Origin of the sequence: Streptococcus halitosis, from assembly GCF_003143695.2 — a bacterium.
Taxonomy (GTDB): Bacteria; Bacillota; Bacilli; order Lactobacillales; family Streptococcaceae; genus Streptococcus; species Streptococcus halitosis.
Map to the genome: position 1 here is coordinate 41,684 of NZ_QEMY02000003.1, position 26,321 is coordinate 68,004.

A 26,321-nucleotide genomic window follows, 5' to 3' on the forward strand; every position below is an offset into this window, starting at 1 on the left:
AGGAAAAACTCATACTAGCCTAAAATCAAAAAAGATATTATAGTAGTTATGAAACTTACAAACGAGGAAATACAAAAAATTGAACAATTCCTAAGAGATTCATCGTACGCCAAATATCACAAACGACTACAGATGTTTTATTTTCGCTCAAAAGAAAAGAGTTATAAGGAAATCATGAATCTGCTAGATTTCAATAAAACAACTGTTTGGAGGAATTTGAAAAATATAAGGAGTTTGGTTTGGATGCTCTTCTTCAAGAGACCCGTGGCTGTCGCCATCGCGAATATATGACTTATGAAGAAGAGAAAGCATTTCTAAAACGCCATATAGAAGATGCTCAGGCTGGGGAATTTGTAACTGTCAATCAGTTATTTGAAGCCTATCAAAAAGAGATTGGTCGTATTTCCACACGTGATGGTTTCTATTATCTTCTGAAACGCCATGGTTAGCGAACAGTCACTCCTCGACCTGAACATCCCAAGAAGGCAGACGCTCAGACAATTGAGACGTCTAAAAATAAAATCTACATTCGATACCTTAAGTAAGCGCTTTAAAGAGGAGGGATCTTATAACAAAGTACGTTTGATGTATCAAGATGAAGCTGGTTTCGTGAGAATCAGTAAGATGAGTTCTTGTTGGGCTCCTAAAGGAGTCCGACCTAGCATTCATAGTCATTATATGCGAGAATATAGCTATTGTTATGGAGCGATAAATGCTCATACAGGAGATTCCTTCTTCCTTATTGCTGGAGGATGTAATACTGAGTGGACGAATGAATTTTTACGGCAAGTATCACAAGCTTATCCAGATGACTATATTTTACTTGTAATGGATAATGCTATATGGTATAAATCAAGTACCTTAGAGATTCCAAGTAATATTGAGTTGGCTTTTATCCCACCTTATACACCAGAAATGAACCCTATTGAACAAGTCTGGAAAGAAATTCGAAAACGAGGTTTTAAAAATAAAGATTTCCAAACATTGGAAGCCGTCATTGATAAACTTCAAGAAGTTATTCAAGGACTCGAAAAAAGCGTTTTAAAATCCATTGTCTGCTGACAGTGGATTTTAAAACGCTTTTTGAAAATAATTGGTATTAGTATGTTCCCTGTGGCAATCCCCCTCACTCTACTTTCTCAACTACTTTATCCATGAAGAATCACTTTCTACAAGATATATACTTGATTTGAAATGTCCGATAGCAATACTTAGATAAATTTACTTTTCTAGTCATAACATTTTTAAAACTTATATAAATTATCCAAAAAGTTTAAATTTGATCCAGGAATAATAGAAAAAATTACCTCATTTACTCCAAATTTTTCCAATTCTCTTAGATACAATTTCAGAATTTCCTCTGTCATAACTAAGATATCTCTATCTTCAAACTGAATAATTTCTATTTTCTTCACTGCATTATTAATACTAATAGGTAAAAACATAATTAGTTTCTTGTTCTTTATTTTTTGTTTCAGCTTAGAAATATCCTCTAAATTACTTAACCAAATAATATTACTATCAATCAATTTGTCAAATTTATTAACCATGTCAATATTTTTTGTAGCTACAGCTAATCTAGGAATCTGTTTTAAAGCGCCCATAGAATAGTAATGATTCTTTAGATTGATACGTCCATTCTGTTCCAAATTATTGAAATGATGATTATATTCAGTCAACCAAAATTCAAAGTTTAAACTCTTTTCACTCCATGAAATATTTGAATCTTTAAACAATAACTCTTTCTCTCCACTACCAACTCCTATAATTAAATTTTCTGTATTAACTAAGTTGCCCAAAGTTATTAATTCTCTAATAGTTAACATAATGTTTCTAAAAGAAGTATTTAGAACTCCAATACCTAATTTTAAAAATCCATATTTAGATAATACATACTGAATAGCTAACAGGGGGTCCATGGCTATGCCTTCATCGCTATCTATTTTCTGAGTTGCCGGTAAATCTCTAAACCAAATCCTTAACTCATTGATATTCTTTAGCTGATTGAGGCGATCCAGCTCATCATCTATATTAAAATTCCTATCCAAAGTAGGTAACATAATTCCATATTCCATTTTTATACAATCTCCATTCAATGTTCACTCTGATAAATTATAGTATTTGATTTTTATAAAACGAATTTCCGACTTTTGCAATAAATACTACTTCTGATTCATCAGCTAAAGCTACATAACTCTCTATTTCTTCTATCATTTGTAAATAGTTGTTAGGTAACATATCTTGTTTTAATCGTTTAAATAATTCATTATTTTTCTGAAAATTCCAATAAGATTGTAAATTAGAATAGCGTATAGAATATTTCTTTGATTTATGAGAAACACGTTGCAATGTACATTCTACAATACTATTCTGAATATCTTTTTCATATAAATATTTATTTTTCATGTTGAAGAACTGTTTGGCTTTTTCCAGTACCTTACCCTCACTTGCGTATCTATTAATAATCTCATTTATATGTTTTATATTTAATAGACTATCATTTGGTTCCCATTCACAAACTCCAAAAATTCCATCTGGTTCCAGTATTTGTGAAACATTTTCCAATATTTTTTTTCTCTCAAAAAAATGAATAGCAAACATTATCATTACCGCATCAAATTTCTCTGTATTAGTTGAAAAAAAACGATTAATATCCTCTACTTTGAAAGTAATATTTGAATATTGTAATTGATTTAACTTTTCTTTTGCATACGCTATTGACTTTTTATCAATATCAATTCCAACTATTTTGCAAGGCGAATCGACAGTACTAGATAATATAAATGCTTCTAATCCTACTCCACAAGCTAAAATAAGTACATTTTGTGGATGATATTGTGCAAATTGTTGTACGAATCCATATCTAGCGTCATGTAATGCGTATTTCCAATCTTTAAAAGTAATACTATTATCCAAAATATAATGCCTCCTTATCCATTTTAGCTATGAGGTAATGGAAATAAATTTGGTAACTTATTACCTAAAGTTTGTTGTAATCTCTTATTTCCTAACAGAGGAAAAGCTGTAGGCATATTAGCTAACATTTTAGGAGCTATACATCGAACGACGCTCATGCCTGCTACTTCTATATCAGACGTTGTAATATTTGCCATAAAGACATCAATTTTTTTATCTCTAAATTCTTTAATCAAGAATTTTTGTTGTTCGCTTTCTGTTAAAGAACTATTTATATCTAAGTACTCACTAATATTTTGGTAAGATGTTGTATTAAAAAAACTCATAACCTCACCATAAGCAACCGTATCCAAAAAGAATTGTGTATTTTGGAGTAAACTTATCATATCAGAATAGTCTTTATTATACACTTTAGTATAATTTCTATCTCTTTGAAAATCTTTGACACCAAACATATCTTGGTAGTTTTCTTTCCAGATAAATCCTTTTGGATCGGATAAATTAAAACTAAACATACGTAATTGATATGCTTCCATCAAGGCCTTTTCACTGGCCTGTTTAATATTAAAATGACAAGAAAAACCAACTGTGACAAATTTATTCTCATAATCGTTCAACACACAGGCTACTGTATACACTGAAAATTCAGTAGATAATAGTAAAAACTTAAGAGCAATTCCTTTTGTTTCCGATTCATTTATTACCTCGCTCAATCTGTCTTTGGAATCTATTATTAACTCTTTTGCTGGCTTTCTTCCTATCCACCAAAGCATCGTCGCATCTCTTTCAATAATTTCTAACAAACTATTTATTATGGCATAATTAACAGTTGAACCTGCAGACAATCCTGAAAATAGTATGGGTAATCTATTCCCTTTAACTTTTTTATTTTTTTGATAACTACGATAATCAACATATACTACATCTGCAGGTAGATAACAGTTCTCATCTTTTACTAGGTTTATCATTGGAACCCACTCTACTAAAACTGATTCATCTACCCCGAAATAAGTATTTATTTTCTCCAATTGCTCTTTGGTAAATTGTAAAAATTCCTTTGGATTTAAAAAATTATAACCTCTTTCTAACATTTCAACTACACTCGCCTTCAATAAATCGTCGGGAACATAATTTCCACAATATCTTTCAACCCCTTCTCCTATAGCAGACTTAATAGCCTTATCCTCATCGAAGCTATAACCTGTACTAATTTTATCCATCGGCCAATTCAACAACCTTGATACATCATTAAGTAAACATGTATACGCAAACATGGAAGACGGTTCCCCATGCCTATTCTCCACTTTATATACATGTTTCACTAAACCAAAAACCTCATCTACTACATCAAAAATAGCCATTTCCACTCCTCTTTTATTTTTTCTTTTACAACTGGAAGAGGTGTATACTGTACAAAACTCATCTCATCAGTTCGAATATCAATCTTTCCGGCCATAGTCTCTCTTGATTCAGCCAATTCAATAAAATCAATAAATAATTTTCTATATTCACTAGATTCAAATATAGTTTCCGACATTAACTGAGGATATTTTCGTTGATTTTGCATCATTTCTATATAATATTTATAAAATTTGGAAGATGATAATACTCTTATCACGTAATTATCTATTTCATCCTTAGAATACAAAACTGGACTAATTAATATATAATTATCAAGTGTATTTAGTATTCTAATCTTTCCTTCATTCTCTAATAATGTATTTAATGAGTATATATCAAAATATTTGCATTTACAAATGTACGTCGGGGTGCTAAAATTTTTAGTTACAAATGAATTAGAAAGATCAATAAATTGACTATTTTTTAATATATCAAATAAATTATCTGATATACCTTTACATAATTGATTATAAAAATCTTCAAAATTCAAATGAATAATAACCTTTTTATCTGTTTTTCTATCCCATATCAACGTTCTTCCATCATAAGGTAAAACATGGACAGTACTTTTTAAATACACTTTAGTCCTCCTTTCCACTCCAAAAAGCAGCACTCAAGTTTACATGAGTACTGCTCCTCTAGACTAATCAGCTTCGTAATATGCAGCAGCGTGATGACAATTTGCTACATAGGACATAACAACTTCTTCAAGTTCTTCAAAAATAATTTTTTCTGATTCGTTCATATTCATTGCTCCTCAATTTTAAATTTAATGATTTTTCTATTTAATAATATCCAAATAGTTACGATAGCGTATATAATAGTTGCAATCAGGTAAACAGCCTGTATACCAATCCGACTACTTAAATAGCTAAATATTGCCAAAGAGCCAGATGAAGTAATCGTTAATATTAATTGCCTTAGAGAAAAAACACGTCCTATCGAATAAGTAGGGGACTTCTCTTGTATTAATGATTGTTGCACCAAATCTCTAATTTGATACGGAATTCCAATGAAAAAGTTAATAACAAGAGCCAAGAAAGCTACTTTATTAAAAGCGTATATACCTGTAAAAATAGCAACCACAAGTGATGAAAAAAAGATAACTTTTCCCCCAAACTGAGAAATATACTTAGAGTATCTAATGCTTATAATTCCTCCTACAATCGAACCTACAAAGTAAGCAGCTCCTTGAAATCCCCACCATTCCTCTGATAAGTTCAAAAAACTCGTCGTGAAAAATAATAGAAAAGTTTGCGTCCAAATCACATTAGCAATTGATTCACATGTGTCCATAATGGTTATATTCCACAATTCAGTAATATGGAACAAATCATACCATCCCTGCTTCAATCTCTCAAAATAAGGGAGTAAATTCGTTTGCACTCTATCTTTTGTATCTATTTTCTTCAAGAGCCACAAGGATATAGTAATCATCAAAATAATCACACAAAATGCCGCAAAAGGATTAAGGAATAGAACAAAAGGTATTCCAAATGTCCAAGTAGCAGTTTGAAATACTTGAATGACAGTATAGAAAATACCATTTAAACGAATTCTATCCTCTTTAATTATATCTGCAAGCAATACACCTTGCGCAGGAGAAATAGCACTATCTAATAAACTCAATAAAAATTTTGATATTAACACAATATATATATATCTATAAGTACATATGAGTAGTATAATAATAAAAACTTTGGCTATCAATGCTCCTAGCATAATCCACTTTGCTGAAATCTTGTCAAAAATATTTGAAAGTAGAATACTTCCTAATATTCGTGAAATAGATCCAACAACTAGAATCATACTTGTATCAAATAGCGATTGACTCATTTGATATACAAAGAGAATTAAAACCATATCTAACAATATTCCAGCAAGAATAATAAATACTTGGGCTGTTAGAAACTTTAAAAATGACTTACTAAGTTTATTACTTTTTATTTCTGTTCTCACAACTATCCTTTTTCAAATATTCATTTAGTTTAGAAAAATCATAATATTTTACTAAATACTCTTTAAATTAATAGTTAACATGCAACGTCTTATCTATAATACATTGGTATCACCCCCTCCTACATCGTGTTACTTCATTAAGATATCTTAAAAATTAATTGTGCATTTTATATTTTTAGTAGTAGTAAGTCTTTGGGGAATCCCAAAGACTTAAGTGTACACCTAAGCACTCTATCCACCTACAATAATTATGATATCCAAAAATAAAAGCGGTATTAGTAAATACTTAGTAAATTTTGAAATCTTCAGCATCTTATTTCTCCTTTTTTCTTTTCTATATTGTACAATAAAGAAAAGAAATTATCGTTTTTGTTGTGAAAGTGGGAATATATGAAATTCAATTTAGGAAAAACCCTTCGAAAAATTCGTAAAGGAAAACAAATTAGCATTAGTTCTGTCGCTGATGAACATTTATCAAAATCACAAATTTCTAGATTTGAGAGAGGGGAATCTGAGATATCTTGTGCTAGGTTAATAAATATTCTTGATAAACTTAATATATCATTAGAAGAATTTTTGATAATCCATAATAACGATTTTGGAAAATGTGAAAACTTTATGAATCTTATAAAACATATTCGTGAAGATTATACCCTACATCGTGTTATATCACTCAAGAATACACTATATTGTAATAGCGATTTAACAGACTTTGATAGGACAATGTTAAAATCAATTATATATACTCTTGATAGCTCTCATAAACCTACTGACGAGGAATTATTAAAATTAACAGATTATCTTTTCAAAATAGAAAATTGGGGTTATTACGAAATAATATTACTAGGAAACTGTGTCCGAACCATAGAGTATTCTTCTTATTTTTTACTAACTAAAGAAATGTTGAAAAATTATATATACTCCTCTTTAAATAAAACAAATAAAAAATTAGTAACCCAACTTGCTATTAACTGTTTAATTGCAAGTATAGATGTTAAGAAATACAACAATTGTAGATTTTTAATCAAAGAAATATCTAGATTACTAGATAACGAACTCAATTATTATGAACAAACTGTATTCTTATATGCTCAAGGATACCTCGAATTTGCACAAGGAGCTCAATCTGGAATATCCAAAATGAGAGATGCATTACAGATTTTTGATATTCTAAACGAGAGTTCAATAAAAAAACAGTACGAGGATCATCTTTCCTCACTTATTGATAAATAATAAAAGTGAGTACTATATTTACTGAACATTCATCATTAAAAGAACTAAACTTTAAAAATTTGAGACTTTTGAAAATTTTATTTAAGAGTGGATGCATAGAATAAATGGATACACTAGATAGCAGCATACAACTTACAGATAATGAAATACTTCAATTAACGGATTATCTGTTCAAAGTCAAAAATGGAAGCTATTATAAACTCATACTACTTAAAAATTATGCTATAACTACTAAGTACACTTTATTTTTCCTATTAATAAAAGAAATGGCCGAGCGATTATATCTATTCATCACTTAAGAAATAAATAAAAGATTAGTTACTCAACTCACTATTAATTGTTTGTTATTAAGTGTAGATAAAAATCAATATAATGACTGAAATTAAATAACTTTTAGCTAATAAAATTAAACTCCTATGAAGAAATTGGCTTGAACAGCTTTATTTATTTGAAAAAAGACAGTAAAAAAGCACAAAAAATCACTTCCTGTGCTATACTTTTTTAAGATTGGCGTTAAAACTGTTTCCTCAGTCCTAGCGCCTTTTCTTTTTTGATTCTAAAGACTTTTCGACCACCTTAAAAATGAACAAAAGTTATCAGTAGACTTTACTTTAAAATTTGTGTTCTAACAATCATTTCGATTAGTTAAATCTTCCAATCTTTCTTCTCCCACCTTCAACATCTCTTCCTCTACCTTGCTCCATTTTCCGAAGAGGTATTCTTGTAGCACTTTTGCTGCTGAAATTTTATCTTCTCCTGAATCATATACACAACTTCTATCTCGTTGATAAATTTGAATTCTTTCAAAGATAGCCAATTCTTCCAATTGTCGTGTATTATCAACTAGATGATATACAATGAAATCATGATGTTCTTTTGGAGTTGCGCGTGCTTGATTTGGATTGATAGCGTACAGTTCTTCGTATCGGATAAGAGTGCTCAGATAGGACAGCTTAGGCTTTGTCGCAATCAAGGCTAATTGTACTTCATATACCTTATTTTTCAAGAGTTGTGCCGTTTTCTTTGGAACATCAACTGTTCGTAGAGTTCCCTCTATCAAAAGATTGTATCCCAAATGACTCAATTCTCTTACTAAAGACTCTACCATTTTTCCCGCAAAATCTTTGGTGTATTCAACGCTATCTTTGCCATATTCTCGCTGCAGTTCTAAATAGTGTGGATGCTGAGAACGAAAACTATCACCATCTATGATAACAATATTTCCTTGAAATTCTTTCTGTTTAATACGATGAATTGTAGTCTTACCGGCACCACTTTGCCCTCCAAGCAAAATCGCTATAGGTTGCTTACTGGACTTTTTTCCTCTTTTCAGTGAGCGAAGGTTTCGCTCTAAAGCATGTTTGAATTCACTATCGGTATAATCTTGGATTTCCATTAGGCTGCCATCCGTTTTTCAGATATCTCTAACATACGTTCAATTCCATCCAAATAGCCACTATATCTCTCTATTTCATCAAAAGTTTCTACTAAATAGATATTCGTATGAATCAAGTCAGATAGATCGTCACTCATTAAAATCCAAGGATTAGATTCATCATCAATGCTAATTCCCTGACTATCTTGATAACGATAGAGTCGAGATAATAGATGAGCACCTCTTTCTTTCACAATTTCAATTTTTAAAGTCAATTCATAATCTTCAACAGGATTGAGCATTTTATCTTCTCCTACAATATCGACATAAGATACATTAAACTTCTGGCAGATGATGTCTATTAGTTCCGTAGAGACTGAACTAGTTCCATTTTCATAACGACTCAAGCTATTTCGAGAAATTCCTATAATTCGTGCAAATTCGGGTTGTGTTAAGTCATGTGTTTTACGTAAGGATTTTATGTTCTTTCCAATCATGGCTCTCTCCTTTATTTTTATAATTCAATTATAGCATAAAAAAGCATAACGCACCAATTTTGGTGCGTTATTGACTATTTTTCCTAAATCTCTCTAAATTCTTCTCCAATTGTTCCTTATGAAGTTGATTCTTAGCTTCCTTTAATGTGTCGTCCAAAGTTTCTTCTCTGTAAGTTGATTCTGTTTTTAGTTGTTCTGATTCTTGATCTGGAGTGAAAATGATATCTAGCAATCGATCTATTTTTTCAAGATCTTGGGCAGACATATCAGATAGTCGATGAATTAGTTTCTTAAATATATCACCATTGTCTTGGTTTTTCTTAAAAAATGTTGTAAACATCTATAACCTCTCAAAAAAAGCAGCCTATCAGGACTGCTTAGTGTAATTCCGAAATCGCATCATAAATGGACTGCAATTTCTTATTTTCTTTATTCTTTGTGTCAATCAACGTATGTAAATCTTCAATTTTCTTTTGACTACTTTGAATATCGCTATTGTTATCTGCAATAAGTCTTTTAAGATGTTGCTGATAACTTGTAGTGATATCTGTCTCTTTTCCTGTTCTAACCTCTGTAACTTTGGGTTTAGAACTAGAATTTGATTCCGTCACAGGTGCTTGTTTACGCTTTTGAAAAGCTGCTTCATAATTTACATCATTACCCCCTTGATGATTTCCAAATAAGGCCGCAATTTTATCTGGATCTTCTTGATTTTCTGATTTACTTTCTAATGGTTGATTAAAATTCCAATCTTTTGTCATTCACTCATTTCATCCTTTCTAAATTCAGAATCATCGAATTGTCTTTCTTTGCCAAATGCATGGTCAAGAGCTTCTTCAAAACTCATGTGACTAATGCTTTGACGCCTTTTGAACGTCGCAAACATCGCTGTCTCCAGTTGTTCTTTGTAAGCAGCGAGTTTTTCTGTCTCTCTTGCTACCTTGCTTTCTTGCCTAGTGACCTTTTCTTCTAAGCGTTCAATAATGGTCATATACGATCCTCCTTCATTCTAATATTATCTAAAACATCTTGATTTTGTTATCACAATTCTAAAAATTGAGAGGTTTGTCTTACTGGTGGATTTCCAAATGTCTCTTTTACAGTCTCAAGCATAAATTGTAAATCTGATTTCTTTTCTCTAAGGACATCATTCCAGTCTATTTTTTCTTTCCCAGATTCATTATCAGGCAAATCCAGTAAAACAGGAAATCCTGATTGAGATAACTTATCAGAAAAATCTTTACCTGCATCATCACAATCTACCGCAAGTGTCAATAAATCAGGATGATTATCAAAATAGCTGGTGGTATCACGAATGGTATTGATCAAAGGCAATAACTTTGAAGGTATTACTGTATCTAAAAATTCCAACTTCTGATTTTCTTCAGCTATCAGTCGTAAAGTTTGATAAGCAACAACAGACCTTTTTAATCCTTCCATAGATACCAAACGAACATCAGATAGATTTTGTTGATGCAGTTCGTAATAGCTCATCAAGTCGATGAACGATTCACAAAAGACCAGTCTATTTGGTTTACCAATGTCAAAGGATATTCCAATATGTCCATGGCTTCCTTTTAGAATCGTTTTTAACCTCTCTCTAGAAAGAGCGGGATTCTTATAAATCCCTTGTAGGCTTGCTGCCTGCAGTTTGTGACGATGATCAAAACTTTTAAAAACAATAACAGGTTCAACAGTTTCATTTGTTTTCCAACTGGCTTGTGCTAGCAAACCTTGTTGAATCATCTTTTGTACGATTTCTTCTGAGATTCCTCTACATTCTATTAAATAATATCTGGCCAGACTACAGTTAGAATCTTCTATTCTCTTTAAAGGATAATAAAATGGTCTATCTCTATTTTCTTGAACAGCTTCTTTTTGAAAAGGTTCTTCAGAAAGAAAAGCTAAAGCATCTTTAAAGGGAATTCCCTTAACAAGTCGAACAAAATCAATGACATCACCTTGAATATCTCTTGAAAACCATTTAAAAGTATTAGTAGTTGAAAAAATCCGAAATGAATCGTGTTCAGGATGTTCATAGACACTGCTCGAAACTTGTTTAAAGGAGATACCTAAACGATTGGTTACATCAAGAATTGAAATTTGCTTACATTCCTCTATATTCATAAAACATCATCATTTTGTCGTAGTATTTGGCAGTGATGGAACAGATGAGGATTCTTCCAAAGCTTTGGGAGTGGCCTTATCCAAATCATCTAACCCCGATTTCCAAACCTGTACTTGGTTGACCAATAACTTACCAGGAAGTTTAGAGTAGGACAACTTAACCGTTCTGGTTTCTGTCTGATTAGTCTTTGATTGGTTGGCATTCTTTAAATCAGATACATAGGTTACATTATAAGAGACCATGGCAATGGCTTGATTCGTAGTCTGATTGACAAAGATATCTGCTTTTTCAAAATGATAATCCAAAATATAATCCTTATACACTTGGTTCATGGCATCATTTTGACTTGACAATTCTTGAGAATAAGCCGATTCAGTCATATAAGGTTGAATACGTGTATTATTTTCTCCGAGCTTGTCTTTCGTATAGTACTGAGTCAAAAATTCTTTTACAGTATCCGATGACAAAATGCTGGCTTTATCTTCTGCTTGTTTGTCCTCTACAAGTTTAGCTGCAGCCAATTCGATTTCTTTGCGACTTTGTTTAGCAGTAGAATGTTGACCCACAGTATATCCCATCATGAGAATAAAGCTAGTTGCAGCCACTGCTCCGACACTAATTAAGGCTTTAGTTTTGACTTTATTTAACATCTTAGACCTTCTTTCTATAAAAACTAGGTCAAGAATAACAAAAAGGACTTGTAAGTTTTATCACACCATAATAAAAGGTGATTCCTACATTTCAGGCGCAAAATCGTACAGTTCAGAGAAAAATATCAAAACTATCTGTCTTCAGCTTATAATGTAACTATGAAAAATTTAAAAGAAGAAAATTTGAGAAGAGCTCTTTCTCATATTGAACGACATAAACAAGCCATAAATACAAGTAATAACAGTGAGGATAATGATTTTCATAAATTACTGCTCCAATTTAGCTATGAAGTATATGAAAGAATCAAGGCTAATAAAAAACCTTATCCTAATTTAGATTCAGATAAAGTTTTTTAACCATCTAACAAGTTTACATACTTTCCTTAGTTTTGGAGTTTATGAAACGCCAACTGAATCCTAGAACCAACATCAGATTGATGAAAAGGTACACAGCCGTAAAACTAGTTAAACCATGTTGTCTGATATCATCAAAGTATAAAGTCGGTTCAGTAAAGAACAAATAAATTCCATAGACCTCCACGAAAATAAGAAAACTGATAAAACCAATAAGGAAAAGTCCACTGGCAATAAGAAAGAGTCTCCATAAAAGAATGAGAATTCCTCCTACTGCTAAAAAAATTACTGGGATAAGGAGTAAATCATTCATGACTTTCTCCTTCCTAATCAATCAACTGACGGTAATGGGTGGCAAGAGAGGAATCAAACTCTTCTAATTTTTGAACTAAGTCCAAATACTCCTCTTTTTCATGTTCTTCAAAGTCCACACCTCGATGATTCTGAAGAGAGATTTCCAATTGACTAGTAAGTTCTCGTATAGAAAAGCTGTAATCGCCTGTCACTTCCTCATAATGTTCCTTTAGCTCCTTGTAGGCTTGGTATTCTTCAGGCGTTTGAAATCCCTGTACCAAAGCCTCTTCTAATTGATAATAGGTATCTTCCATCATAATCGTTACCTCGCTTTTTTCTATCTTTATTCTACCGCGCTTTTCTTTTCTTGTCCGCTATTTGTATCTATTTTTTAATCTAATTCAAAAGAAAGTTGTTCTTGCTTTTCTTTTCCTTTTTCATGGAATTGTCTTAAGGCCTGATCAATAATATCTAAATCCGTTTCTGTTTCAATCAATGGCGCAAGTACATCGTATTCGGCCTTTTTAGTTTGATAATCCTCTTCCTTTGGAAAATTTTTCTCAATTTCTACTCTAGCAGTAGTCCATTTATCCTTTAATTCATCCAATAAGTTCTGAGTTTTCACTTGGTCATCTTTAATGTGATCAATCGTATGCTGAAGCCTTTGAATTGTCCCCAAAGGAGAATACAAATCTAAACTGACAGAATACTGATTTTCTCCTACAATCTTAACAGAGAAGGTTTCAGGAAGAGGTTGATTTATTGGAAGACTAAGCATTTTAATGTCAAATCCTCGATAACTGGCTAGGGTACGAAATTCTTTGCTGTCAGCTTGATTATGACGAATAAGACGGTGTAGGGATTCCCCTGCTTCAGCTCGTTGCTCAAAAGCCTGCTTACCTACTGTCATAGAAAATGCCTGATCTTTCGACATTTCAGACTGTTGAATGTCGCCTTCATACTTACTTAATCGTTTTTCAAGAATGGGCATATTTTCTTCACAGTAAGAGATTGTATGACGATAGTGATCCTTGCTGCGTTGAAAGGCGCGTCTTTGGTTTTCTAATAGGGTTAGATCATTCTCCAATTCCATCTTATGTTTGAGATAAGGATTACCTGTTGCTAGTGCCTTAAAATCAGAAGCTGTCATAGTCTGTTCATCAATGTCTTCTGCAGCACGAATCGGCTCCTTAGAAGTCATAATCTGCTTAATATAACGGAGTTTGTTCTCCTGAGTTGCCCATAGATAATTATCAAATGAACCTTTTGTAATGTAGTGGTAAATATCCACTTCCTTGTTTTCATTTCCCTGTCGGATAATACGTCCATTGCGTTGCTGAATGTCACTTGGTCTCCACGGTACATCCAGGTGATGAACTGCTTTCATCTTGCTCTGAACATTTAAACCTGTTCCTCCTTTTTCAGTTGAAGCAAGGAGAATCCGCACCTCTCCTGCATTGACCTTTCGAGACAAACTATTCTTCTTTTCATCACTATTGGCATCATGTACAAAGGCAATTTCTTTACTAGGGATTCCTCTATCAACTAATAATGCCTTAATCTCAGAATAAACATCAAAGCCATTGTCCTTTTTCTTAGGTGTGCCAATATCTGAAAAAATCATCTGAGTAGCCTTATTTCCCATTCCTTCACGATAAATTCTCTCAACATTATCCACTACCTGAAGCAGTTTATGATTGTCTGCTAGACTATAACTAGAGTCCAATAAACGCATATCAATAGCTAATTTTCGTGCCTCACCCGTAATTTTTAACATGTTATCCTGGCTTGGATCAACTGTTCCACATTTGACAGCATCTGACCTCATAACTAATGCTTCTAAATAGAGTTTCTGGTTTTCAGTTAACTCACTCTCAATAGGGATAATATGAGCTTCTGGAACAGGTAAATCCAACATATCTTGTGTTTGAATGTCGGCTGTTTCTTTATAGATTTTCATCAACTCAGGTAGATTGACAAACTTTTTAAATCGTTTCTTAGGTTGGTACTTATCTCCTGTAGGAGCTAATTCCATAGAGTTTTGAATTTCTCCAAAAGCACCTACCCAAGAGTCAAAATAATCAACTTGATAGCGTTTTAAGATATCCGGTTGAATGTAGTTCATCATAGTATACAACTCACTAATAGAATTGGAAACAGGTGTTCCTGTCGCAAAGACAATATTTTTAAAATCATGTTCTTCCTGAATCTGTCGAACCTTCATTTCCATATCCACGTTCTTCTTAGAGGTTGTATTGGTAATCCCTGCTACATTTCCAAGTCCAGTAATTGGACGAATATTTTTAAAGTGATGTGCTTCATCCACAAAGAGAAAATCAATTCCTAAGTTCTCAAAATCAATAAAACTATCACGATTGAAACGTTGGAGTTCTTCCAATTGTTTCTCTAGACCACTTATTGATTGCTCTGCTTCTTTAACGGTATACTTATTTTCAGAATGTGTTTTAATCTCTCGTAGTTCATTGAGTTTATCCTCGATATAATTCATCTGTCTTTCCTTACTGACAGGGATTTTTTCAAATTGAGAATCCCCAATGACAATGGCATCGTAATCTCCTGTAATAATACGTGACACAAATTGTTTTCTTCTCGCCTTCACAAAATCTTTCTTAGTGGTCACAAAGACCTTTTTTGTGGGGAAAAATTTCATGATTTCTTGACCAAATTGAGCAGACAAACTAGAGGGCACTACATACAAGGGCTTATGAACCATCCCTAACTCCTTTAATTTAAACCCAGCACCAAGCATGGTCAGGGTCTTTCCTGAACCTACCTCATGAGCTAATAAAGCTCTTTTTTCTTCTACGATTCTTTGAATGGCATTCTCTTGGTGAGGACGAAGACTGATGTTTTGTGCCAAGCCATCAATGACTAGATGGCTACCGTCATACTCTCGACTAACCGTTCGATTATAAAGACGATTATAGCTTTCCTCAATGACTTGTTGGACTTCTGGATACCGTGAGACAAATTCTTGAAAGAGCTCTTGTAAATGCTGCTCTTTTGCTCTTAGAACAGAGGTTTTTTCCAAATCTGTGATGGTCTTTTTCTTTTCTCCTTCCGTAACAGTCATAGTAATCGTCGGTTGGTTCGAATTAAGTAAATTCTCAAAAATCTTTCTTCCTGTATCATAACGTGACCCACTAACTCCAAGACTACTATCTTTGGCACTTGGATATCGATAAGCAAATGATGTCCTTAAATGAACCTGCCCATCGACAGGATTCACTTCAATGACTTGTTCAACATCAGGCGAAGACAATTCAAATTCACGATTGGTAAAACATTCAAAGGCAAATTTACCATAAACGGATTGAGGAATCCAACGTGACCCTATTTTAAACTCAATATCTGCCAGATGAATCCGTGGAGGGCGAACAGATTCTAACAAATCTAAAGCATGGTTCCAATCATATTCTTGGTTGTTTTCCTCCACTAATAGTTGAACTACTTCTATCTTGTTGAGAATGTCTCCTGATAAAAACTGGTTCTTAGAAAGATATTTTCTTTCTCCTCTTAAATAACTTTCTGGATCCATTAAAATCTGGTCTCCTAACTCATCTAAAATAGCAGCTTGGCTATGTTCGGGATAAATTGAAACCATATAGTCTAAATCAACCCCTCTACCATCCGATAAACTAGAGTTTAAGGCATCTAGAGCCGTTGAAACTCTTGCAATCACTCTCTCTGGCCTAACCAATGCTTTCTCAAAGGCTAAAGATTTTTTATATTTTACTTTCTGATCTTTAGAATCAATGTATTCATCTTCTAAACTTGCTAGTAAAGAATACTTATCGTCACTATCAAATAAGTTCCGATTGACTGAGGCATTCAAGTATCCAAATTGACTTACAAAACGGTCATAGTCACGATTCAATTTACTAAGCAACGCCTGAAAATCTGTCCGACTATAATCTTGATGACGTTGAATTTCAATTAAGGATTGATAAGTCTCTCTCAAATCAACCATGCCCTTAATGCGACTAATATCCTTATCCGATAAGGGACTTTCATAAAAGACAGTTTTTTTGAACAGTCCCTTATATTTCCCTCTTTTACTCGCTTCTTCTGAGTTGTAAACATCTAGTGCTTTCTCATCTGTCAAATGAAGTTGCACGAATCGGTCTATTTTATGTTCAGACAAAGAACTGTCCCAAGCTTTAAAATCTCCCTTCTCATCTACATAATAACTAATTTCGTCTACTTTTGAACTTTTCCGAACGCCATGCGTATCTCGGTAATAAATTTGATTTCCCTCATATCCAAAAGAATAGAGCGCTAAGTTCTCACGTATACGACTTGGAATAGAATTATCCACTTCTTCTTGGATAAAAACAGGTGCTTTCAAAGAATTGTCAATTTGTTTAGGTGCTTCCACATTCTCTAATGCTTCCATAATGTCAGTAGCTAATCTTTCTGATACCCCCTGAACATTGAGGGTTCCTCCTTTAAAATTACGTACCTCATATTCACCCAAAACTTGTGTATTGTATTTCCCATCAAAATAAGGATTGATCCAGGCACGTTTATCCTCCTCAAAGGGAATAGAGCCACTAAAGACAAGCTCCTCTTCATTAAGATTCTTTGTTTGATCCTTTTGAAAGAAGAGGAGATCTGTAGTCACTCGAGTACCTGCAATCTTTTTAAAAGCCGTATCCGGCAAACGAACTCCCCCTAAAAAATGAGTGTTGGTTTTAATCTCTTGTAAGACATTATCTGTTCGCTTATCCATTGTCCCGATAGATGAGATAATCGATACTTGTCCTCCGTCTCTTACTAAATCAAGTGAGTGTTTGACAAAGTAATCATGAATCATATAAGGTTTATCATAGTTTTTATCGGCAATGCGAAAATTTCCAAAAGGAACATTCGTTAAGACTAAATCAAAACTATTATTTTGATAGGGAACTTCTTCAAATCCTCGAACTTCAATATGGACATTTGGATGGAGTTGTTTTGCGATTGCGCCAGTCACACTGTCTAATTCAACCCCATAGAGTTCTGATTTATCTCGTATACTTCTAGGCATCGCCGCAAAGAAGTTCCCAGTCCCCATAGAAGGATCTAATATCCTTCCTCCCTCAAAACCATCATCCAGTAACTTTTGCCAAATCTGGCGAATAATCATTGGGTCTGTATAATAGGCTGTGAGAGAACTTTGTTTCATAGTGGAGTATTCTGATTTACTTACTAAGCTCCTAAGAGTTAAACGTTCTGTTTCATACTTTGGATTGAGTTCATCGAAAAATTCATTGGCAAGACCACCCCAGCCGACATACTTGGCTAGTAGTTCTTGTTCTTCTGGATTCGCTTGTCGTTTCTCTTTTTCTAATCTTTTAACAAGTTCAATTGCGGCTATATTCGTTTCAATTTTTTCTCGATTTGTCTTAGGATAAAAGTCCTCTAAATCATCTGGAAAATCAAAATCTTGAACGGGGACATCCTTCTCTTCTATACTTGAAATTAAAGGTTTTGTTTCCTTATCCTTTTCATTTTCATTTTCTTCTTCCAGATAGGAAAACAAATCTATTTCCTGACTTTCACTTGATGAATCAATCTCAATCTCTGAATCTTCTTTTTCAAGTTCTACATGAGACAATACTTGTTCAATCTCTTCCAAACTGTTCAAGTATAAGATAGGATTCTCTTCAAATAACTGGTCGGAATCATTGAATAGCTCTAGGCGAACTAAGTCATTTAACTGTGCATTTTCAATCGAAACCAACTGAAATACTTGTCCTTTATAACTTACTTGAGAACCGATTGGATATTCCCTCAAAGCTTCTTCTACAATTTTATCGACATTAGAAAAGGAGTTAGTTTCTTCCGTTCCCTTTTCAATATCACTTGAAGGAGATAAAACTTCCTCTACTTGATTAGACTTTTCGCTTTTAGCTTTTACTTCATCAAAATGAGTAATTATCTTCAGTTTTTGTGTCAGTGGGAGTTGTGTGTAGTTTCCTTCATGATGGACAAGATCCGTAACGGTATCTAAAGTAGCCATCAATTCTGAACCTAAATAGGCTAGAACATCTCCCTCTTTTTCTTCAAAATGAATCTCAAGAACCTCTTTTTTTAGTTCTTTGGAATCAACCATTAGAAGAAACTCCTCTATATCTCTACTAATGCGGTCAGATAGATTATTCGCAACCCGATAGACATTGACTAAATTGACATCCTGATTCTGATGACATACAAGCTCACTTAATGGTTCTAACTTCTCTTTTTCAGATTGGATGTAAAATCGAGTGGAAAGGTTATAGGTTGCGACTTCTAGCACCAAGTTTTTCTCAAAATTACTTAATTGAGATAATTTACTCAGACCTGCTTGTCCAAAATTTCTTGTGTAACTTTCTAAATCTTGGTCATTATTTTCAGAACTGGCCTCTAGGAAAGAAATAATATCTTGATGAAACGAATACACATAAGGTATCTCTTCTATCTTGCCCTCTTCAGCCAAAAAACTCTCTACCAAGTCCTGCCATTTCTCATCAAAATGTTGCGCTTGATAACGAAGAAATAGGTCCATTTTCTCCCTATCTTTTGGAATTGTTCCACGAAACATAGCCAATAATTGCATTACTTCCATACTCGCTCCTTTCATCTATACGAAAATAGGAGAATCACATGATTCCCCTACAACTCTATCTCCATTTCCACCTCTTGAGGACTGGTTTCTAAATCACTAGACAAAAGAGAAACGGCATCTGTTCTCATGTAGTAAGTATATAAGTCTTCTAGGTCTTGTTGGTTTTCAATCCCTGTTTCAATACTAATCATAGCCTGTATAAATTCCTTGTAGTGACTCTCCATCATATCTGAAATCTTTTGTTTCATTTCCATAAATACTGAAGACGGTTCAGTTATACTTATTTGATCTATGTTTTGTAAATCCTTTTCTAAGGGATTGGTTCCTTCTTCTACTTCCACTAAATCTGAACGACCATCACCATCAGAATCTGCGCTAAGAGGATTGGTTCCTAGCGCAAATTCTTGAGCATCAGTCAGTCCATCTTGATCAGAATCACGTTGATAAATGGCTTCCATATACTTCCTTCTTTCCTAGTTAATCTTTTTTCACTCCAATCCTACCAAATATTCCTTGAAAGAAGTATCACAACAAAAAGAGAACGAGCCAAAACTGCGTTCTCCTGAAAATGATAAAAATATATTTTATGCCACAAAAGATATGTAAACTAATCTTTTGAATAATAAAAAAGTTCCGACGTTTGTAAATGTTTTGAGTAAATTGAAATTACTTTTTGACCTTTTGGAAATACTGTCTTTCTCTTCAAATCTAATAAAGATTGAGGAACAATTTTCCTTGATGTTTCTTTCAATGTTAATGCTAGTATCTGTTTTCTTGTACGTAGAGCATAATCAAACTCCAAATACAAATAACGTCCTGAACCAGTTAGATGAACATGCTTTCCCAATAACTCCTCAATGAATCCTAAAACTTGTAACTTTTGCATTGTGGTTCCATCTTTTTTTATCTTCAACTCATCAATTATGACATGTCTATTTAAACAATCGTCAAAGAAACTGCCTGCACCTTTTCGGTAATCAACACCACATAGGTGCATGAAATTAGTAGGTGAAAAATGAAGTTCAACACTTTCTATTTCAGTTTCATAATACATGATTTTGCCAACGAAGTGCTCTTTAAAAAAAGAAGCCGCAATTTGTAACTGAGTAAAAAAACGCTGAAGTTTTATTTTTTCGGTGTAATTTGGATTACGATAATCTCTAGAATTTGCCATATTTTCCTCACAAAAAAGGTGGTTTACAGAGTCTGTAAGCCACCTAGTCAGTCGGTTTATTCTGGTGTCTGCCACCGCTTGGCCCTTACGTCCAAGATTGCTATCGGATTTCGTTCTGGTGTCCGCCACCGCTTGGCCCTTATGTCCAAGATTACTATCAGATTGACCATGAGCCGACCACTCATCTACACTATTTATTTTACCTGAAAATAGCTAAAATTTCAAGTGTAAACTCTTCTATTTCGTAGTATAGGCAAAACTAATGGCGCTATCTGCTTGCGAGATTTTTCTAAAGGTATAGTTAGGATTGCCACCATAGTTAGTTTCAGACACAAGGAAAGAACCATCATCATAGACCTTCTCTACAAAAGCCACATGACCGTAGATAGCTGGTGTGCCATGTGTACCTCCTACAAAAGAAACAATAGCACCTGCTTTTGGTGTGGAACCCGTTTCTCCACCAAGACTTGAAGCTGTCGCAACCCAGCCCTGACCATTTCCCATGGTATTAATGATTGAAATCTTCTCTCCATTACTTCCTTTTAATTTTAAGCCTAACTGGTTCATACGAGCCGCAACACCCCATGTACATTGTCCATAGGCATAGGCCATACCATCTCCACCACCAGGAACAGAATGATCATACAAGTCTCCACGAACACCTTCAAGGGATTGCGGGTCACTTTTTGCCTGTCCTCCATTTGTTTGGCTAAAGCCTTTTTCAATTTGGTAATACCATTCCGTTGCTCTGGTTTGTCTTTCCAGTAGTTTGTCACCAGAATTTCCCTCCCAATAGGTAAGGAAGAGTTGGGCTAGATTGGCTGCACTGCCCGTATTTCCAAAGAAATCCTTTAACCAACTTTGATAGTAAGGACTATCCCCATGAAGCATAAAATCAAGTTGGAGATCTAAATCATACCACTTCTTATTTTTGATATGTGCATAATTCAATAAGGCTGTATGACGTGTTGAACCATCTGCAGTATCCGTCCATTGACCTAAACCTAGACCTCTATGAAGAATATTAGGATAAGCACCACTATAAATGGCTGGCCCTCCTATCGCTAACCAGGTTTCATCATCCCATGAGGAATCGGTAGCGCCAACAGGAGGAGATAAATAATCCCCTTCAGCTCGTTTAGGATTGATAGAAGACTCTACCGACCAATTTCCTAAAATGGCCGCAATGGCTTGGGGGCTTGCCCCTTGAGATTTCAAAAACTCATAAATATGTTTCGCTCGTTCAAACTCATCTCCACCAAACTGACCAATGGCAGGTAAGATAGTGGTCTGAAGTTGAATGACTTTTGGAAAATAAAATTGCGGATTGACATACACCAATTTTTCTTTCTTGTTCTTATATTTTTGATAGGAAACTTTCAAACCTGTATCGTCTGGTGTTTCACCAACAACATCACCCGTTAGGACTCTTGTCCCCTCAATCGCACGGCCATTATGAATGGAATATAAGGTTAAGCGACTCTCATTCTCTCCTTTTCCGTTAGTGAGAATAACATTGTCGCCATCTAGAGATACAACTCCATCCATTGGTGCGACAATTGCTTGGTGAGCTTTAGCTTCTAGTAGAATGTACTCCTGAAGAGTAGGTTTTCCGTCTAAATCATAGTATCCATAACGATAAGTCATGGTTAAACTATCTTCGTTACTTTTCCCTTCAAATGGATTGTCCAATTCCTGCATGGAAGCATACATACCCTCTTCTTTTAGTTCCTTCATTTCCTCTTGATCGTCTTTCGATAGTTTATACTTAGGAGTTTCATAGAGGTCTTGCATGGATTTCAAATCATCCCCATCGTTTAAATCATGCCACAAAGTAGACAGATAATCCTTGTAAGTTTCTGAACTAAATAAGTGAACTGGTTTGTGTAACTCATAGTCATGGAATTTAAAGTTCATATAGCCCATCACATCATCAATTTTTGTGTAATAGGTAATTCCTTTGTCATTTGTGCGAGTATGTTCTGCATCTTCCCAAGTTAGATGGGTATAAGCTTTTGTTAATTCAAATTCATCTTGTTGAATCAAACTAGCAGATGAAAATCCTAAAAAGAAGCTCATCATAAGTAAAAAAAGAAAGACTATTCCTCCAACTATCCAGGTTGCAGGATTCCCAGCCGCAAATGTAAAGAAGGAAAAGGCTGCTTTTAGTTTTTGATAGATGTTTCGGACACTTGTAAGACCTTGTTTCTTTAATTTTCGATACCGATTTTTAAAGGAACTTGGGTTATCTTTCGCTAGTTTCCATCCTTTTCCATCCTTAAAATGATGGTATCGCTCTTTTGTGTTGGTCAGTCTTTTCTTGGTAAAACGACCTGTTGCTTGTCCTGTTTTGACACTAGCTTTTCCAAGATTATAAGAAAGCCGACTGTAGCGTTTCCCTTTTCTAATTGTCTCTTGAAGTGTGCGATAGCCTTCTAAATCTTCATTTTCTGAAGCTAACTCTCCACCTTCACGTCCAAGGACATAAAGAAAAGTTTTGACTTTCCTACTGACTTTTTTGGACTTATAGGCTTGTTTAGTAGATTTTAGATTCTCTTTTGCGTCCTTTACTTCTTTCTTAGATTTTAATTCTTCTAAACTCTTCCCTTGAAAGAAAAAATTGGATTTTGCTTTCGTTTCCTGACCGTAGAGAAATTTTTGATTGGTTTTTCTTTCTTTACGACTCTCTTTTCTTTCTTCTTTTGCTTCTACCTTAGCTTCCCTAAATTGCTTCTTGGCTATTTTTAATCGTTTCCTAGCATGAGGCAACCGTCTGTCTCTTAATTCTTTACGATTCAAAAGAGATGGAGGACTATTTTGAAGGATGTGATTGTAGTCTTCATTTGCTTGTTTTACTCTAGCCTTTGAAGCTTCTTTCATCCCCTCTAGCTTTTCTTTTATCTCTTTTTTCCATGCTTTTTCATCCAGTACAGCGGAATCTTTTCTCTGTTTCCTCACCTCCTTCTTTCCTTGTTTCAAGAATTTCTTCTCATCTTTTAGACTTCTTCTAAATGCCTTTCGGGCACGTATGATTTCTCTTTTATCCTTCATTTACCTTCCCCTTAATTAGAAGCCATTTTATCAGGATCCGTACTCATGATATCAAACAATTGAGTACCTTGAGGAATCTTATTTTTAAAGGGAACGACAACTGAACCAGCTTTTATCAGTCCTGCTCCTTTTTCTGGATTGACTAGGTATTTTTCAAGTTCTTTTGACAAACCTAAGAGTTGAACCAGTTCTTCTCGGTCATTCTTTGCTTGCTTGAGGAGAATCATAAATTCACTATTTGCAATAATCCGTCTACCATTTGGATCTAACAATAAGGTTTCAACATTTTGAGTTATTCCAGTCGGACTGGCTCCATATTTTCTGACACGACTCCACAATTTAAAGAAGAAATCACTGGCATATTTATCTAATAAGAGAAGCTGCATTTCATCAAAATAAATCCAGGTCTTCTTCCCTAATTTTTGGTTCCGAACAACACGATTCCATATCTGATCAAAAATCACCATAAGGGCGATTTGTTTCAGCTCATCTCCTAACTTTTTAACATTATAGATTAAGAAATTGGAGCCTGTCTGAATGTTTGTTTTATGAGAAAAAATATCAAGAGAACCTTCAACATACAGTTCCATATCAAGTGACAAATTCTGCGCTTCTTCTTCTGGTTGTTGACTCAAGACAAAGACCCATTCTTCCAAAGAAGGTTCTTTAAATGACTGATAGGTGAGTCTGGTAACTCGGTCGATAATCGATTTTTCTCTTCCATCCATTTTTCTATCCAATAACTTGCCGATAAAGGATAAAAGAAATTCTGATTTTACCTTTACAGGATCTTCATCCATATTTTCCTCAGACAAGTCAAGGACATTGAGATAAGTTTGGGAATCGGGCGCAATATCAATCATTTCTCCACCAAAAGCTCGTCCAATGATACTGTATTCTGCTTCTGGATCCACGATGATAATTTCAGTATTTTCACCAGATTCCTTGATTTTGGTCGTGATAATTTCATGCTTGGTTGCCATCCCTTTCCCAGCTCCAGATGTTCCTAAAATCAGACCAGACGGTGTATTTAATAGACTGCGATCAATAGTAATAATATTGCTTGAGATTTGATTGATACCGTAATATTTCCCACTGCGGTCTTGTAAGTCTACTGAAGTCCATGGAGAGTTCACTGCTATATTGGACGTTAATAAACTCCGTGATACTCCCTCTAAAAAATCACAACCAAATGGCAGCAAACTATTAAAGGCTGCTTCTTGCATATATGGAAGTTTATCAATCATTAGGTCATTTGAGCCGGCAACTTGTTGGATAGTGTCTAGGGCTTGTTTGAGTTCTTCTTCATCTTGACCAAAAACTCCAATCAAGAAGACTGTTTGAAATAGCTTATCTCCTGTCTCTGTCATAGTTTTTAAGAGTTCCTCAGCCTCATCAATATTACTTTCTAATACATGACCTACTTTTTCCAAATAGATACCTGTACGAGCTAGTTTTTGTTGTTCCCCAATCTTTTGGGATTCCATCAAGGTCTTCTTTGTTCGTAGTTTCTTCATGGCATCTGCCTTGGTCGAACTTTGTGCATGGAGGCTCACAATCAATTCCAAATCTCCTTGCATGAGGTCTCGGATAAACTGATCGCCTAATTCCATGCCGTAGTCTCTCACATAGACAATCTGTAATAAGCGGTCATTGATTTGTAGGTAATTCTTGTTTTTAAAATCCAAGAGATTAGGTGCTATGAAGTGACGAGTTGTCTGACCAGATCTGGTTAAATCACGGTAAGAAAAAGGAAGATGGTGTTCTCCTCTAAGCATATCGGCCAACAAGTTGACACGGTCTTCTCCAGCCAAGGATTCAAAGCGAGCATCAATTTCTGAAAAACCACTCTTGAAATATTCTCCTATTTGAGACAAAGAACGATAGGCTTGTTTGGGATTAGAATCCTTTCTACCAAAGCTAATCAGTTTCACAGCTGAAAAGTTATTTTCACCACTGTCTAAATTCTGATTCATCATCCGATTCAATTCTTTACGATAGCTATCATACCCATCTTCCTTTTCCTCATACAGAACGCTTTGTCTAAACTTTTCTAAATTCAATCTTTTATTAAAGATAGTCAATTGGAAGTTGGTTTGGTCGTCTAAGGAGTTAATCAAATCAGAATACTTCTCAATGATTGCCCCCTTATCTTCTAAACCAACGGTCTGGTAATTGACATCACCAAGTAAATAGCTTTGTGAAAAATAATCTTCTTTTACCTGCATCAGACCATTTTGATACAGGGCTTGATAGGAAAGAGTATTAGCCGTAGAGGGTAACACTTCCTCTTTTTTCCCTTTAACTTCTTCCTTTTTATTAGTCATTGAAGTTTTTTGTTTCTTTAATGTATTTGATTTTCTTTTCATGTTCAGGTCCTTTCTTTCCTGTAATTGTGCGTAGGGGAACCGTTAGTTCAAAATGAAGACGGTATTTCAAATAATGTTCAAAATATAAATCATTGGGTTTATAGACTCCAAAAAGCATGAGGGGGATGGTAAAAGCAAATACAAAACCGTAAACAAACCAATCTCCAAATTGCCAGAAAAAGAGATTCAAGCCCAAAACAATAATTGTGACCATAAAGGCTGGTAGGACAAAGATGATTTGCCTTGTAGTGAAGCCTAACCAAGCCCTGTGTTGGTATTTTGAGATGTCTTTAAAGACACGTGTATTCAT

24 protein-coding genes and 1 pseudogene are annotated in these 26,321 nt (G+C 34.3%); 5 read left to right on the plus strand and 20 right to left on the minus strand.

Annotation, left to right across the window (positions count from 1 at the left end):
• Positions 1 to 48 precede the first annotated feature (48 nt).
• Positions 49 to 1,062, plus strand: a pseudogene (locus DB729_RS07485) (IS630 family transposase).
• Positions 1,063 to 1,244: 182 nt separating this feature from the next.
• Here DB729_RS07485 and DB729_RS07490 read toward each other — a convergent pair.
• From DB729_RS07490 to DB729_RS07510, 5 genes are all read right to left on the minus strand, one after another.
• On the minus strand, positions 1,245 to 2,075 hold the full coding sequence (locus DB729_RS07490; protein WP_109289501.1) for a hypothetical protein: 831 nt from the start codon (positions 2,073 to 2,075) through the stop codon (positions 1,245 to 1,247).
• A 37-nt stretch (positions 2,076 to 2,112) separates the two neighbouring features.
• Positions 2,113 to 2,916, minus strand: a complete 804-nt coding sequence (locus DB729_RS07495; RefSeq protein WP_165442248.1) for a class I SAM-dependent methyltransferase — start codon at positions 2,914 to 2,916, stop codon at positions 2,113 to 2,115.
• A gap of 23 nt (positions 2,917 to 2,939) precedes the next feature.
• Positions 2,940 to 4,277 carry a YcaO-like family protein gene (locus DB729_RS07500; protein ID WP_109289499.1) on the minus strand — a complete coding sequence of 446 codons (1,338 nt, stop codon included), beginning with the start codon at positions 4,275 to 4,277 and terminating at the stop codon, positions 2,940 to 2,942.
• On the minus strand, positions 4,259 to 4,897 hold the full coding sequence (locus DB729_RS07505; protein WP_109289498.1) for a hypothetical protein: 639 nt from the start codon (positions 4,895 to 4,897) through the stop codon (positions 4,259 to 4,261). The genes DB729_RS07500 and DB729_RS07505 overlap by 19 nt, the downstream gene beginning before the upstream one ends.
• Before the next feature lie 167 nt (positions 4,898 to 5,064).
• Positions 5,065 to 6,276, minus strand: coding sequence for an MFS transporter (locus tag DB729_RS07510; protein ID WP_109289497.1), 1,212 nt, complete (start codon positions 6,274 to 6,276; stop codon positions 5,065 to 5,067).
• Positions 6,277 to 6,666: 390 nt separating this feature from the next.
• Here DB729_RS07510 and DB729_RS07515 point away from each other — a divergent pair, with 390 nt between their 5' ends.
• Together DB729_RS07515 and DB729_RS09570 are read left to right on the plus strand one after the other, a co-directional pair.
• Positions 6,667 to 7,509: a helix-turn-helix domain-containing protein gene (locus DB729_RS07515; protein WP_109289496.1), complete on the plus strand. Its 843-nt coding sequence runs from the start codon at positions 6,667 to 6,669 to the stop codon at positions 7,507 to 7,509.
• 104 nt (positions 7,510 to 7,613) lie between these two features.
• A complete protein-coding gene (locus DB729_RS09570; RefSeq protein ID WP_096406730.1) occupies positions 7,614 to 7,808 on the plus strand; it encodes an Rgg family transcriptional regulator in 195 nt (64 codons plus the stop codon).
• Positions 7,809 to 8,134: 326 nt separating this feature from the next.
• On the opposite strand, the gene pezT is transcribed toward DB729_RS09570, so the two are convergent.
• The 7 genes from pezT to DB729_RS07550 all read right to left on the minus strand — a co-directional run bounded on the left by pezT (position 8,135) and on the right by DB729_RS07550 (position 12,159).
• On the minus strand, positions 8,135 to 8,905 hold the full coding sequence (gene pezT / locus DB729_RS07520; RefSeq protein WP_109289495.1) for a type II toxin-antitoxin system toxin PezT: 771 nt from the start codon (positions 8,903 to 8,905) through the stop codon (positions 8,135 to 8,137).
• Entirely contained in the window at positions 8,905 to 9,381 is a 477-nt protein-coding gene (pezA, locus tag DB729_RS07525) for a type II toxin-antitoxin system antitoxin PezA (RefSeq protein ID WP_000579611.1), read from the minus strand. Before pezA ends, pezT begins: the two co-directional genes overlap by 1 nt.
• Before the next feature lie 67 nt (positions 9,382 to 9,448).
• Positions 9,449 to 9,721, minus strand: a complete 273-nt coding sequence (locus DB729_RS07530) for a hypothetical protein (protein WP_109289494.1) — start codon at positions 9,719 to 9,721, stop codon at positions 9,449 to 9,451.
• 37 nt (positions 9,722 to 9,758) lie between these two features.
• Positions 9,759 to 10,142: a DUF5945 family protein gene (locus tag DB729_RS07535; RefSeq protein WP_109289493.1), complete on the minus strand. Its 384-nt coding sequence runs from the start codon at positions 10,140 to 10,142 to the stop codon at positions 9,759 to 9,761.
• Complete coding sequence (locus tag DB729_RS07540; protein ID WP_000152419.1) at positions 10,139 to 10,372, minus strand: DUF5965 family protein; 234 nt, start codon at positions 10,370 to 10,372, stop codon at positions 10,139 to 10,141. The genes DB729_RS07535 and DB729_RS07540 overlap by 4 nt, the downstream gene beginning before the upstream one ends.
• A gap of 50 nt (positions 10,373 to 10,422) precedes the next feature.
• The gene (locus DB729_RS07545; protein ID WP_109289492.1) at positions 10,423 to 11,508 is read right to left on the minus strand and encodes a toprim domain-containing protein; all 1,086 of its coding nucleotides are present in this window, start codon (positions 11,506 to 11,508) and stop codon (positions 10,423 to 10,425) included.
• A 9-nt stretch (positions 11,509 to 11,517) separates the two neighbouring features.
• Positions 11,518 to 12,159 carry a hypothetical protein gene (locus DB729_RS07550; RefSeq protein ID WP_000933088.1) on the minus strand — a complete coding sequence of 214 codons (642 nt, stop codon included), beginning with the start codon at positions 12,157 to 12,159 and terminating at the stop codon, positions 11,518 to 11,520.
• A 159-nt stretch (positions 12,160 to 12,318) separates the two neighbouring features.
• On the opposite strand from DB729_RS07550, the gene DB729_RS07555 reads away from it, so the two are divergent.
• Positions 12,319 to 12,516 carry a hypothetical protein gene (locus DB729_RS07555; RefSeq protein WP_001842085.1) on the plus strand — a complete coding sequence of 66 codons (198 nt, stop codon included), beginning with the start codon at positions 12,319 to 12,321 and terminating at the stop codon, positions 12,514 to 12,516.
• Positions 12,517 to 12,529: 13 nt separating this feature from the next.
• On the opposite strand, the gene DB729_RS07560 is transcribed toward DB729_RS07555, so the two are convergent.
• The 5 genes from DB729_RS07560 to DB729_RS07580 form a co-directional block, all read right to left on the minus strand.
• Positions 12,530 to 12,826, minus strand: coding sequence for a DUF5966 family protein (locus DB729_RS07560; RefSeq protein ID WP_000998893.1), 297 nt, complete (start codon positions 12,824 to 12,826; stop codon positions 12,530 to 12,532).
• Positions 12,827 to 12,839: 13 nt separating this feature from the next.
• Positions 12,840 to 13,124 (minus strand): DUF5962 family protein, encoded by a 285-nt coding sequence (locus DB729_RS07565; RefSeq protein ID WP_000969636.1) that lies wholly within the window; start codon positions 13,122 to 13,124, stop codon positions 12,840 to 12,842.
• Between the two features lie 74 nt (positions 13,125 to 13,198).
• A complete protein-coding gene (locus tag DB729_RS07570) occupies positions 13,199 to 19,417 on the minus strand; it encodes a DEAD/DEAH box helicase family protein (protein ID WP_208637868.1) in 6,219 nt (2,072 codons plus the stop codon).
• A 47-nt stretch (positions 19,418 to 19,464) separates the two neighbouring features.
• Positions 19,465 to 19,875, minus strand: coding sequence for a thrombospondin type 3 repeat-containing protein (locus DB729_RS07575; RefSeq protein ID WP_109289490.1), 411 nt, complete (start codon positions 19,873 to 19,875; stop codon positions 19,465 to 19,467).
• A 149-nt stretch (positions 19,876 to 20,024) separates the two neighbouring features.
• Entirely contained in the window at positions 20,025 to 20,591 is a 567-nt protein-coding gene (locus tag DB729_RS07580; protein WP_109289525.1) for a PBECR4 domain-containing protein, read from the minus strand.
• 18 nt (positions 20,592 to 20,609) lie between these two features.
• On the opposite strand from DB729_RS07580, the gene DB729_RS09460 reads away from it, so the two are divergent.
• Positions 20,610 to 20,798 carry a hypothetical protein gene (locus DB729_RS09460; RefSeq protein ID WP_071788347.1) on the plus strand — a complete coding sequence of 63 codons (189 nt, stop codon included), beginning with the start codon at positions 20,610 to 20,612 and terminating at the stop codon, positions 20,796 to 20,798.
• A gap of 30 nt (positions 20,799 to 20,828) precedes the next feature.
• Here the strand turns inward: DB729_RS09460 and DB729_RS07590 are convergent, their stop codons facing one another.
• Genes DB729_RS07590 through DB729_RS07600 form a run of 3 tightly spaced genes read right to left on the minus strand, consistent with a single transcriptional unit; the run spans position 20,829 to position 26,321 of the window.
• Complete coding sequence (locus DB729_RS07590) at positions 20,829 to 23,642, minus strand: phage tail tip lysozyme (RefSeq protein ID WP_109289489.1); 2,814 nt, start codon at positions 23,640 to 23,642, stop codon at positions 20,829 to 20,831.
• Positions 23,643 to 23,653: 11 nt separating this feature from the next.
• Positions 23,654 to 26,011 (minus strand): VirB4-like conjugal transfer ATPase, CD1110 family, encoded by a 2,358-nt coding sequence (locus tag DB729_RS07595; protein ID WP_208637869.1) that lies wholly within the window; start codon positions 26,009 to 26,011, stop codon positions 23,654 to 23,656.
• On the minus strand, positions 25,962 to 26,321 hold the full coding sequence (locus tag DB729_RS07600) for a PrgI family protein (RefSeq protein WP_109289488.1): 360 nt from the start codon (positions 26,319 to 26,321) through the stop codon (positions 25,962 to 25,964). Before DB729_RS07600 ends, DB729_RS07595 begins: the two co-directional genes overlap by 50 nt.